Below are 11,507 nucleotides of genomic sequence, written 5' to 3' on the forward strand. Positions count from 1 at the left end.
TCCCCAAGAGCGCTCACGAACATCTGAACATAGGTAAATTATCTGGGCAGCTCATGTTTTTTAAGTTAATATCTTGTGTTTTACGGCAGCATAAAATAAGACTTTAGTTCATGAGTTTAGTAAAACTGCCTTCCTAAGCCACTCGAATATATTTGCTAGGTAACATGGGTTTACATTCCGTTAAAAACGATCGTCAGGAATCACAAATTCATCGCTTTCGACTAAGCCTCATGGTGGCTTTTTTAGTTGTTTTATCTTGTATTTTAATCTTACGTCTAGCTTATTTACAGCTCTCAGAATACAAACGCTATGCGACACTCTCGCTTAAAAATCAGATGAGTATTCTTCCCATCGCGCCTCCTCGTGGAATCATCTTAGATCGCAATGGGGTCATTTTGGCGGATAATGTGCCCGTTTACGTATTGGAAATTGTCCCTGAACGAGTAAAAAATCTTTCTTTGACGCTCACAAAATTACAAACGCTACTTCCATCCATTACGGAAGAGGATATTGAAAACTTCAAGCACGCCCAGAGCCAGAATCGTTCATTTACCCCAATTCCTCTTAAACTAAAATTATCGCAAGAAGACGTTGCGATTTTTGCGAGTAATCAATTTCAATTTCCAGGGGTAAGCATTAAAGCTCGGCTCATGCGTTATTATCCATTAGGTGAAATGACCGCACATATTGTAGGGTACGTTGGGCGAATCAATGAAAAAGAATTACAACAAGTTGATCCAACCAACTATCGCGCCACCAACTTTATTGGTAAAACAGGAATTGAGAGGTTTTATGAAAATGTGTTGCACGGACAAGTAGGTTATCAGCAGGTTGAAACGGATGTTAGTGGCCGTACTTTGCGAGTACTTAGCAAACAAAACCCTGTTTCGGGTGAAAAAATGTACCTCACCCTCGATGCCAGATTGCAAGAAGCTGCTTATAATGCCCTTATGGGTAAACGCGGTGCCGTAGTAGCTATGAGTACCCAGAATGGTGATGTTTTAGCGATGGTAAGCTCGCCTAGTTTTGATCCCAATTTATTTGTTAATGGCATTGGAAAAAAAGACTATCAGCAGCTAGCTAACGCCTCTGATAAGCCCTTGTATAATCGCGCTGTTCGAGGACTTTATCCCCCCGCTTCAACAGTTAAACCATTCATTGCTTTAGCTGGACTTGATAAAGGTGTTGTAACGCCAAGTACGAAAATTTTTGATCCTGGCTGGTATCGTCTTCCTGGAGTTAGTCATAAGTATCGTGATTGGAAACGTGTAGGCCATGGGATTATCAGTTTAAAGAAAGCGATTATGGTGTCTTGCGACACTTATTTTTACCAATTGGGTAATAAATTAGGCATATCTGCGATTGAAGACATTCTGATGCAATTTGGCTTTGGCCAATCAACACATATTGATTTATTCGAAGAATTGCCCGGAATTGTTCCAGGTCCAGGATGGAAAAAGCGAAGTCGTGGTGTAGTCTGGTATCCAGGAGATACCATTATTACCTCTATTGGGCAAGGGTTTATGTTGGCTACTCCCTTACAGCTAGCCAACGCAACCGCCGCTATGAGTTCCAAGGGCAGACGATTCCGACCGCATTTATTAAGCAAATCTATGCGCGATCACGGCGATGTGCATTATTATAAGCCTCTGGAAGAATACCCCATTCTACTAAAAGATAATAACAACTGGTCCATAATCGCCGAGGCCATGCAAGGTGTAGTCACTCCCGGTGGCACCGGCCATCGGTTTGGACATCATGCACCTTATACAGTTGCAGCTAAAACAGGAACAGCGCAAGTATTTAGCGGCAACCAATACGAGAAAAAACGTTATCAGGAGATCCCAGAAGCATTAAGAGACCATTCCCTATTTATTGCCTTTGCACCGGTGGAAAAACCTGAAATTGCCATTGCGGTTTTGGTTGAGAATGATTTTGTTGCTTCACTCGTTGCTCGTAAAGTATTGGATGTTTATTTTGAATTAACTCAATCTACTGAAACTTCATGAATATAAATACCGCTAGACCCATTTACCGATTTACTCCCAAAGCACTGCATGTGGATTGGCCATTGTTAGGGTTGATTTTTTTATTGGTCTTACTAGGACTTATTATTTTATACAGTGCCTCCAACGAAAACATAGGGATGCTTATTCGTCAATCCTTAAGACTGTTGGTTGCTTTTGGCGTGATGATGGTGTTTGCTTTTATCCCACCACATAAATATAAGTTATGGACTCCCTGGATTTATGGATTTGGACTCGCCTTGCTGATTGCCGTGATTGGCATGGGAAAAATTGGAAAAGGCGCTCAACGTTGGCTTGATTTAGGCCTTTTCCGATTCCAACCTTCTGAAGTGATGAAACTTGCCGTTCCCATGATGACAGCCTGGTATTTCGATCGTAACGCTTTCCCTCTTAGCTTAAAAATGCTCTGCTATTCTGCCTTAATTATTTTTATTCCAGCCTTACTCATCGCAAAACAACCTGATTTGGGTACTGCAATCATGGTAATTTTTGCTGGATTATCGGTGGTATTCTTAGCCGGCATTTCGATCAAAATTATTTTGTTTTTATTAGCTGCTATTGGAGGTGCTGCACCTTTTCTTTGGCATATTTTGCATGACTATCAAAAACAAAGAATCATCACTTTTTTAAATCCAGAAAATGATCCTTTAGGGGCAGGTTATCATATCATCCAATCTAAAATTGCTATAGGCTCGGGCGGTGCAATTGGAAAAGGCTGGTTAGAGGGAAGTCAGTCTCATTTAAATTTTCTACCAGAACATGCCACCGATTTTATCTTTGCCGTCAGTGGAGAAGAGTTCGGGTTTGTTGGCGGTGTTATCATCATTTTGTTAGTCATTTTGATCTCTTTAAGAGGTTTGCACATCGCAAGACACGCTCAAACAACCTTCACCCGTTTACTTGCAGCGAGCCTTTCCATAACGTTCTTCTTATCTGCTTTCGTAAACATTGGTATGGTGATGGGCTTAATTCCTGTGGTGGGTGTGCCGCTGCCATTAGTCAGTTATGGCGGTACCGCGATGGTAACATTCCTAGCCGGATTTGGAATTTTGATGTCCATAGGCACGCATCGAATTTTATTTAATGCCTTATAAATATAGAATACAACGGAGATGTGTTTTAAATCGTTACTCCTCTACTTCTTCCATTTGATTTAATGCAGCAGAAACTGGCGTAAATCCCTTACGATGAATGGTGCACGGCCCAAGTTTCATTAAAGCTTCTTGATGCTGAGGAGTTGCATAACCCTTATGCCTAGCAAACCCATAACCAGGAAAATGAAGATCCATTTTTTCCATTTCTTCATCGCGATGCACTTTAGCTAATATCGAAGCAGCACTGATTTCACAAATCAGATCATCGCCCTTCACAATAGGATAACAAGGCATTTTCACATTGGGTATGTGAATTCCATCCACTAACACTTTATCTGGAACAAACGCTAAATTCTCAATCGCGCGTTTCATCGCCAATAACGTTGCATGATGTATATTTAATTCATTAATTTCTTCAACCTCTGCACGCCCATAAGCATAACAAACCGCCTTTTCTTTGATTTCAGCAGCCAGAAGTTTACGTTTTAATTCGGGTAGTTTTTTGGAGTCCTTTACCCCTTCAATTGGGTCGTTTAAGATAACAGCAGCCGCAATAACTGGACCTGCTAAGGGGCCTCGCCCTACTTCATCAACACCCGCTATATACATGCGATTTCCTATTTTTCTTATTTAACGAAAATCGAGCATAATACTTTGAAATTCTGATTTTTCCAATAAGCTGACTACAAATGCTAGTTAAATTCCAAATTTAATATACCTCTACTTTGCACAATCATCTTGTTAAAAAGTTCTATAATTTAATTAGGAATAACATTCTCAAGGAGATAACAATGAATCGCTTAAAAATGAGCCCGTTAGCATTGGGTCTGTCTTTAGGAATTTTTTGGGGGGTATCCATTTTATTATTTGGCCTGATGGCCTATTTTTTCACATTTGGTGAAGTCTTTGTCAATGCGATTGGAGCCATTTATATTGGATATGAACCAACAATAATAGGAAGCTTTATTGGAGGGATTATTGGATTTATTGATGCGTTTATATGTGGGTTGATTATAGCCTGGCTGTATAACTTGTTTGTAAAGTAACGTGAGTTCGACATAAAAGTCATTTATGACTTTTGTGTCGCTAAACGAACGTTATCCCGTAAAAAAGCAAGGCTTTTTATACGGGATCCATTCAAAGTTCGACATAAAAGTCATTTATGACTTTTGTGTCGCTAAACGAACTAAGTGGTGGTGTTCCTCTTGTTCGATATAAACATTTTTGTTTATATCGAACTCGATTGAGAAGAAACACTATCTTGGTTAAAGGTGCCAATAAGAAATAGAGCATATAAAACGCCGGTCAAAGCACAATATAAACCAAATAGACGATTGCTGTGCCAATCATAGATTAAATTAGCCACTTCCACCCCAATTGCTTGGAACATCATCGCGATAAACGTCATTAACGCTGAGGCGGTCCCTTTTGCAACGGAAGTTGAAAAAAGAATTAGCCGATTCAAAGGTGCACAAGTAATGCCTAGACCCAAAAAATACAAAATTAAACCTGGCATTATCCAGACAAAATAATTTCCTGCAAAAAGAGGTAATAGAAAAATAAATATCGTGCTAATGGTACAAACACCCGTACCAATTTTTAAAATTTGACGCGATGAATAATGATGGGTTAATCGTTGCAAAATCCAATTTCCAAGAATTGATGCACCAAAGACAGGAATTTGCCAAAGGCCATATTCAATAACGGAAAGCTTTGCATCCTTTACTAATATAATGGGAGCAAGTGCAATCCAAGCAAGACAAGGAATAACTAAAACTCCGAATGCTAATGATCCTCTTAGAAATGAATGATTTGAAATCAGTGTCTTATAATTGGAAAGAATAACGTTTGGTAACAAAGGAGTACGGAGTATCTTTTCGCCATCGCGCTTGATTTGACCAATGGGTTCGGGCATATATCGCCATAATCCCAATAATGCGATTAGAGCAAAGCTTGCAATGATATAAAAGATCATTCGCCAGCTGTAATAATGAATAAACACAGCTCCCAACAGTGGCCCGATTAATGGCGCAAGGATTGAGATATTGGCCATGATTGCGGTCAAGCGAATCGCATCCATTTCTGCGAATATTTCTTGTAAGGTGGCGTAACCAATCACACCAATAAAACATAGCCCCATGCCTTGAAAAAAACGAGCTAAAATAAATTGCGATAAGGAATTTGAAACGGCTATAAATAGCGTACATAAAACAAAAAGAAAAGCGCCAAAAATCATTACAGGCCTTCTGCCATACCGATCAGATATGGGGCCTAAAAAAATTTGTAGACTAGCCCCACCGAGAATATAGGCCGTAAGTGAATTAGCCACAGCACTTTCAGGGCCATTAAACGTTTTAATGACTTGAATCATTCCAGGCATAATCATGTCGTTCGCGATATAGGTTAAAAACTCGTATAACACTAAAAACGCGGCGAACACATAAGCCTGTTTGCTGGAAATATTAATTAATGGCTTCGGCATTGCACGCTCATTTAGAACAGAAGGAGTTCACGAATAGAGCAAATGATATCATATTTTGACAAGAAAAATGGAGTTGACCATCCATTTTTTTATCGAATCAATTCAAGCGACCAAGCCAAACCTTGGCTGTAAAAATCATCGCTCACCGCAAACCCCACAACAGCAGCCAGTTGCCCATTTACATAAAGTAGAGGGATAGCATCGCGTTGCCAAGGAGGAACATTCCACTCTTGCCATAATTTTTTAAGCGATTTAGTCTGCTTATGCCACTTAAACGTCTCCCCCCCCTGTCTAAATCGCACCTCAATTACACTTTCTTTAGGAATGCAAAGCCCTTCCTCTGTTGCACTCGCTTGCAACCACCCAATCCCCTTTATCGCTAAGGCAGATGGAAAATGCACCCACTCAATATATTTTGGTACGCTCGTTGACTTGGCGGGTAATAAATAAAGTGAACGGTGATATCGCTTGAGCACGACATTATCCCACGTAAAGCTAGGATTTGCAGATGTCCGTGAGAAAACCAAGTCATTGAGAAGTATTTGAAACCGTTTGGTGGAAAAGAGACGCACGCCATTCATTCTTAACCAGGTACGAATAACATTTGTAAGCCGAGCTTGACTTAGGTGCTTCAGTGTGTCGAGAGAAAGCACGGGGTTTTCTAGACTTTGCTCTTTTGCATCCAACCATGCGAGATCGTTAAGCAGGTATTTTGCCTCTTGGCAATGCAAAGAAGTCCTATTTAAATTGCTCACAACACTTGGCCATTTCGTAGTAAGCAAAGGCATGATCTGATGACGGATAAAATTTCGAGAATAATCGAGATCCAAATTGCTTTCATCTTGAATCCAAGATAAATGATGCTCTGTGGCATACGTTTCAAGTTGCTTTCGGGTTAGCTGAAGTAATGGTCTAAAAAGCACCCCTTTTCCAAACGGCTTTTCAGCAGGCATCGCCGTCATGCCATCAATGCCTGCACCACGAAACAAATTAAGCAGCAGCGTTTCTGCTTGATCATCACGATGATGAGCAAGAATTAATGCATCATTTTTTTTTATTAAAGAAGAAAACACCTGCAAACGAGCAATTCTTGCATTTTCTTCAAGATTGGCATTTCTTGAAAAGTCCGGTTTAAATGCCATAAAGGGAATTTGAAGCGATTCGGCAGTTTGCTTGCAATCTTGTTGCCAAGAGCTTGCATGTGGACTTATGCCATGATTCACATGAACGGCTACTAGTTTTTTGAAAAGAGAAGATTCTTTAGATAAAGCATGCAGTAATACGGTTGAATCTAATCCACCACTGAAACCAACATAGAGTTGATTGCACTGAGCAAGTTTAGTGATCCACTCCCGGGTAAGTGGACTCTTAGTCACAAGCACCCATTGCCATAAATTTCTGATAGCGATTTTTTAAAAGCTCGCTCATAGAAAATGATTTTAGGTCTTGTAACTCACGAATGAGCATTTTATCGAGGTTGCTCATCATTTCTTTCACGTTACGATGAGCTCCACCTAAAGGTTCTTCAATGACTTTATCAATCAGCTTGTTTTCAAGAATCTTATCTGCGGTAATCCCCATTGCGGCAGCAGCTTCGCTCGCTTTGGACGGATCCTTCCATAAAATCGACGCGCACCCCTCAGGAGAAATAACCGAATAAATCGCATATTGTAGCATAATGACTCGATCACCCACGCCGATCGCCAAAGCACCACCGGATCCTGCTTCACCAGTAACGACACATATGATAGGTGTTCTTAACTTTGACATTTCCAATAAATTTCTTGCAATTGCTTCCGATTGATTGCGCTCTTCAGCTCCAATTCCAGGATAAGCTCCTGCAGTATCAATAAAAGTAAAAACAGGTAATTTAAACTTTTCAGCCATTTTCATTAAGCGTAAAGCTTTGCGGTACTCTTCAGGCCTGGCCATACCGAAATTTCGATACACTTTTTCTTTGGTTCGTTTTCCTTTTTGATGCCCCATCACCATGACAGGCTCACCATGAAAACGCGCCAATCCACCGATAATGGCAGGCGCTGCGGAATAATGGCGATCGCCATGAAGCTCTTGAAAGTCGGTAAACAGATGTTCTATATAATCGGTAGTTTGAGGGCGAAGAGGATGTCTTGCCATTTGCGCGATTTGCCATGGCTCCAAATCTGAAAAAATATTCGCAGTAAGCTCTTCGCATTTTGCTTCAAGCCTTGCAATTTCTTCACTGAGATTCACTTCGCTGTCGCTGCCGACCATGCGAAGGGCTTCAATTTTTTGATTTAACTCTTCAATTGGCTGCTCAAAATCCAAAAATTGTCGACTCATTAGATACTCGTTTTTTGATGATATACTCACTGAAATCTTCGATTCACGTGAGTATTTTCGTTACAATATGAACTATTCGTAGTATAACCGTAACTTTGCCTGGATGCCAGAAATTCCAAATTATGAATATAAGCGCTTTTAATCCCCTCTTTATCCCAATTACCCTCGGAGAATATTCCTTATCCAATCATCGTATTGATGTCTGGCAATTTCCATTAACGTTAAATGTTGATGCATTAAAAAGCTTATTGCCGCAAGAAGAACTTGATCGCGCAGCTCGCTTTCATTTTCCTATCCATAGAACAAGACACATCGCAGCACACACTATTTTGCGCTTTATTTTATCTCGCTACCTCAACCAACCCGGAAACAATTTAAATTTTGCATACAATGCACACGGTAAACCTGAACTGAAGGACCAGTACTTACACTTTAACCTGAGTCATTCGCGAGACTTAGCATTACTGGCGGTTGGAAAACATCATCCCTTGGGCATTGATTTAGAATATTTTTCTGCACGACCTTATGAAGGAATTGGACAACATATTTTTTCTGAATTAGAAAATAATGCGCTTACGACGCTGCCTCAATCGCTTAAGTCGCTCGGCTTTTTTCATCTTTGGACTCAGAAAGAAGCACTTACTAAGGCTTGTGGTCTAGGGCTAAGCTATCCTACCAAACAATTGACACTCCCTCTGCTGCCGCCCGTTCATCAATCTGTTTATGATTCGCTACACCAAACGACTTGGCAATTGCATTCCTTTATGCCTGCCATAGCCTGCTGTGCTGCCATTTGTTATCATCCTACTATTTCAGAAATTCGATTCCATGCCTTATCAGATTTAAGCATCTTATGATCCAATTTAATCAAACCCAGCAGAAGATTATTCATTATTTAAGTAGCGGAAATCGCTTCAGTGGTACTGAAATTGGAAAAGCCATTGGCATTTCTCGCACCGCTGTATGGAAACACATTAAACAGCTTATTGAGATTGGGGTACCCATTCAGAGCTTACCAAAACAAGGCTATCATCTCCGTGAGCCTTTAATATTGCTTGATGAAAAAAAGATAAGGTCTTTTTTAGAGAGCCTGTCGTTTGATGTTCCAATTACTTTTCATTTATTTGCTTCTCTTGATTCAACCAACCGATATTTAAAAAAGCTCACTCCTAGTACACAAATCGAATTGTGTTGTGCTGAAACACAAACCCAAGGACGAGGACGATTCAATCGTCACTGGTTTTCTCCCTTTGGAGAAAATGTGTATTGTTCTTTTCGCAAGCAATTTGCAGGTAGTTTATCTCAGTTATCTGGGTTGAGTTTAGTGGTTAGTCTAGCCCTACGAAAAGCAATCCAGTCGCTCTTTCTTATTGAAAATATCCACGTTAAATGGCCAAATGACATAATCTGGCAAAACAAAAAGTTAAGTGGCATTTTAATCGAAATCCAAGCAGAAAGTCATGGATTCTGTGATGTCATTATTGGAATCGGTATCAATGTTAATGCCATGACGACGGATCCTGGTTACGAATCATCTTGGGGCTCACTACGTGAGATAACAGGCCAGCTTATTGATCGCAATCGTTTAATCGCCAATCTAATTAAATACCTAAACGACTATCTCTCACGTTTTTTAAACCATGGACTGCAGGCCTTTCAAAAAGAATGGAGCGAAGTGGATTGCTTATTCAATGAATCGATTACCGTATCTCATATTCATCAAGAGCTTCATGGCACAGCCCAAGGCATCAATGAATTCGGGCAACTACGCGTGGTTGACCAACAAGGCAAAGTCCACTTGATTGCGTTTGGGGATACATCATTAAAAAGAGAGAGAAAATGACGTCCCGAACATCTATATTGCACGGGACGGGAAGACTGTGATTTTGAATTCGGTGTTATACAACTTCTTCGGTGTCACTGCCTTGTTTTTCTTGTTGGATGCGCAAATAAATTTCTTCACGGTGTACGGAAACATCTTTAGGTGCATTAATACCTAAACGCACTTGATTTCCTTTAACCCCTAACACCGTAATATTCACATCATCACCGATGATTAGAGTTTCACCGATACGGCGAGTTAAAATTAACATGTATAAATCTCCCTTACAGGTAGTTATCTTATTCATCCATAGAACAATCCATGGTACTCAAGATAACCCGGTTCTTAAAAAAACAATAAACAAAATTATTGCTCGATTATAATTTTATCGCAGAATCCTTAAGAGAATATTAAGAATTCACAAAGTGCGCATTTTTTAGCTTATAGCCTGTTTACAATGCATGTCGCCAGCTAAAAAATGAGATGATTGTGTTGTAAACAGGCCCTACTATTAGACAAAATTTTAATGTCAAAAAAACCTATGACCGCTACAGAGTAGTGATCTACATAGGATGAAACATTGAGATTTCCGATGAAGCGCTTACACGGAAAAAGACAAACTCATTTTGTTCAATAGATTTAGAGCAAAAAGGGCAATTTTGTCAAAAAAAAAGGTTATTGGCTAGTGTTTTTTCTTACTGTGAATGTATTTTTTTCTTCCATCTCAATTCGCTTGTAATTGTACTTGGCCGGCCTTTAAACGCATTGCCAGTAAAAATAAGGGAATATACGCAATTAATAAGCCATAAAATCCCTTTAAAGTGCCTAAACATACAAGAATCGCAATGGGGAAAAGCCATAAAATATTGATTAAAAGTACAGCCAACGTCACAGGGGTATGACTTTTTAATCGCATTGCTGCGTGCTGATACGCATGACTACGATGCGCTTCGTAAATTTTTTCACCACTTAGCATTCGACGAAATAATGTAAGGGAAGCGTCTACAATAAATACCCCAAGAAGAATCAGCCAACAATAGAATAATTTTACATCAACCCATGCCGCTTGAATCGAAAAAGCACCTAATGTCATCCCTAAAAATCCACTTCCAGCATCACCCATAAAAATTCGCGGTATAGGGAAATTCCAGAGCAGAAACCCTGACACAGCCAACGATAGAACAAGAGGTAAAGGCATGATGTCCGTATGCCCCATTAGCCAATATAAACTGATCATTCCAAGGCAAGCTGTTATGGCTTCAATACTCGCTAATCCATTGATGCCATCCATGAAATTATAAAGATTCACAAGCCAAACGAGGTAAAAGAGGGCCAATATGGAACTCAATGCTCCAGGAAACAAAGTCCAAGCCAAAATGTTAATCGGTGGTAAGCCACCAAACCAAAATAAAATAATTCCTGCTGCAATAAAATGTCCAACAAATCGCCACCTTGCAGGTATTTCTGCAACATCATCACCAAATCCTAATCCAGCGACAATAACCCCAGACATCATCAATGCAAAAAATAAAGAACGCTCAATGAACCCGGAATAAAAACAAAGCGGTAAAACCAATAGAAATAATACGACAAAAGCTAGCCCCCCACCTCGTGGAGTTGGTAAGGAATGAGAGCTACGATGATTCGGGATATCCACTATGTTCTTTGCTAAAGAGTATTTTCTCAATAGTCCTGTTAAAAGAAATGAAAGAATAAAGCATAGAACACTTGTCAGCAGCATGAATTAGTCACCTTAAAGG

11 protein-coding genes are annotated in these 11,507 nt (G+C 39.9%); 5 read left to right on the forward strand and 6 right to left on the reverse strand.

Going from position 1 to position 11,507, the window contains the following annotated elements; all coding sequences use genetic code 11:
• Nucleotides 1–164 precede the first annotated feature (164 nt).
• Entirely contained in the window at nucleotides 165–2,009 is a 1,845-nt protein-coding gene (mrdA, locus tag E1O41_RS03265) for a penicillin-binding protein 2 (RefSeq protein WP_131775884.1), read from the forward strand.
• Nucleotides 2,006–3,121 (forward strand): rod shape-determining protein RodA, encoded by a 1,116-nt coding sequence (gene rodA, locus E1O41_RS03270; RefSeq protein WP_131775885.1) that lies wholly within the window; start codon nucleotides 2,006–2,008, stop codon nucleotides 3,119–3,121. The genes mrdA and rodA overlap by 4 nt, the downstream gene beginning before the upstream one ends.
• Before the next feature lie 33 nt (nucleotides 3,122–3,154).
• On the opposite strand, the gene rnhB is transcribed toward rodA, so the two are convergent.
• A complete protein-coding gene (gene rnhB, locus E1O41_RS03275; protein WP_131775886.1) occupies nucleotides 3,155–3,730 on the reverse strand; it encodes a ribonuclease HII in 576 nt (191 codons plus the stop codon).
• A gap of 182 nt (nucleotides 3,731–3,912) precedes the next feature.
• On the opposite strand from rnhB, the gene E1O41_RS03280 reads away from it, so the two are divergent.
• The gene (locus E1O41_RS03280) at nucleotides 3,913–4,167 is read left to right on the forward strand and encodes a bacteriophage holin (RefSeq protein WP_131775887.1); all 255 of its coding nucleotides are present in this window, start codon (nucleotides 3,913–3,915) and stop codon (nucleotides 4,165–4,167) included.
• A gap of 182 nt (nucleotides 4,168–4,349) precedes the next feature.
• Here E1O41_RS03280 and E1O41_RS03285 read toward each other — a convergent pair whose 3' ends face one another.
• From E1O41_RS03285 to E1O41_RS03295, 3 genes are all read right to left on the reverse strand, one after another.
• The gene (locus E1O41_RS03285) at nucleotides 4,350–5,603 is read right to left on the reverse strand and encodes an MFS transporter (RefSeq protein WP_131775888.1); all 1,254 of its coding nucleotides are present in this window, start codon (nucleotides 5,601–5,603) and stop codon (nucleotides 4,350–4,352) included.
• An 89-nt stretch (nucleotides 5,604–5,692) separates the two neighbouring features.
• Entirely contained in the window at nucleotides 5,693–6,979 is a 1,287-nt protein-coding gene (gene tilS, locus E1O41_RS03290; RefSeq protein ID WP_131775889.1) for a tRNA lysidine(34) synthetase TilS, read from the reverse strand.
• On the reverse strand, nucleotides 6,972–7,925 hold the full coding sequence (locus E1O41_RS03295; protein ID WP_131775890.1) for an acetyl-CoA carboxylase carboxyltransferase subunit alpha: 954 nt from the start codon (nucleotides 7,923–7,925) through the stop codon (nucleotides 6,972–6,974). Before E1O41_RS03295 ends, tilS begins: the two co-directional genes overlap by 8 nt.
• A gap of 122 nt (nucleotides 7,926–8,047) precedes the next feature.
• On the opposite strand from E1O41_RS03295, the gene E1O41_RS03300 reads away from it, so the two are divergent.
• On the forward strand, nucleotides 8,048–8,782 hold the full coding sequence (locus E1O41_RS03300) for a 4'-phosphopantetheinyl transferase family protein (RefSeq protein ID WP_131775891.1): 735 nt from the start codon (nucleotides 8,048–8,050) through the stop codon (nucleotides 8,780–8,782).
• Nucleotides 8,779–9,768 (forward strand): biotin--[acetyl-CoA-carboxylase] ligase, encoded by a 990-nt coding sequence (locus E1O41_RS03305; protein ID WP_131775892.1) that lies wholly within the window; start codon nucleotides 8,779–8,781, stop codon nucleotides 9,766–9,768. Before E1O41_RS03300 ends, E1O41_RS03305 begins: the two co-directional genes overlap by 4 nt.
• A gap of 55 nt (nucleotides 9,769–9,823) precedes the next feature.
• Here E1O41_RS03305 and csrA read toward each other — a convergent pair whose 3' ends face one another.
• Both csrA and E1O41_RS03315 read right to left on the reverse strand, forming a co-directional pair.
• Nucleotides 9,824–10,018, reverse strand: coding sequence for a carbon storage regulator CsrA (csrA, locus tag E1O41_RS03310; RefSeq protein WP_058529628.1), 195 nt, complete (start codon nucleotides 10,016–10,018; stop codon nucleotides 9,824–9,826).
• A 453-nt stretch (nucleotides 10,019–10,471) separates the two neighbouring features.
• Nucleotides 10,472–11,488, reverse strand: coding sequence for an MraY family glycosyltransferase (locus E1O41_RS03315; protein WP_131775893.1), 1,017 nt, complete (start codon nucleotides 11,486–11,488; stop codon nucleotides 10,472–10,474).
• Nucleotides 11,489–11,507: the final 19 nt, after the last annotated feature.

The organism is Legionella impletisoli (assembly GCF_900639875.1).
In the GTDB taxonomy this organism is placed as follows: Bacteria; Pseudomonadota; Gammaproteobacteria; order Legionellales; family Legionellaceae; genus Legionella_A; species Legionella_A impletisoli.

What these genes read in the sequence shown, in the direction of transcription:
- mrdA (WP_131775884.1), top strand. Translation starts at nt 165, where the DNA reads ATGGGTTTACATTCCGTTAAAAACGATCGTCAGGAATCACAAATTCAT.
- rodA (WP_131775885.1), top strand. Translation starts at nt 2,006, where the DNA reads ATGAATATAAATACCGCTAGACCCATTTACCGATTTACTCCCAAAGCA.
- rnhB (WP_131775886.1), bottom strand. Translation starts at nt 3,730, where the DNA reads ATGTATATAGCGGGTGTTGATGAAGTAGGGCGAGGCCCCTTAGCAGGT.
- E1O41_RS03280 (WP_131775887.1), top strand. Translation starts at nt 3,913, where the DNA reads ATGAATCGCTTAAAAATGAGCCCGTTAGCATTGGGTCTGTCTTTAGGA.
- E1O41_RS03285 (WP_131775888.1), bottom strand. Translation starts at nt 5,603, where the DNA reads ATGCCGAAGCCATTAATTAATATTTCCAGCAAACAGGCTTATGTGTTC.
- E1O41_RS03295 (WP_131775890.1), bottom strand. Translation starts at nt 7,925, where the DNA reads ATGAGTCGACAATTTTTGGATTTTGAGCAGCCAATTGAAGAGTTAAAT.
- E1O41_RS03300 (WP_131775891.1), top strand. Translation starts at nt 8,048, where the DNA reads ATGAATATAAGCGCTTTTAATCCCCTCTTTATCCCAATTACCCTCGGA.
- E1O41_RS03305 (WP_131775892.1), top strand. Translation starts at nt 8,779, where the DNA reads ATGATCCAATTTAATCAAACCCAGCAGAAGATTATTCATTATTTAAGT.
- csrA (WP_058529628.1), bottom strand. Translation starts at nt 10,018, where the DNA reads ATGTTAATTTTAACTCGCCGTATCGGTGAAACTCTAATCATCGGTGAT.
- E1O41_RS03315 (WP_131775893.1), bottom strand. Translation starts at nt 11,488, where the DNA reads ATGCTGCTGACAAGTGTTCTATGCTTTATTCTTTCATTTCTTTTAACA.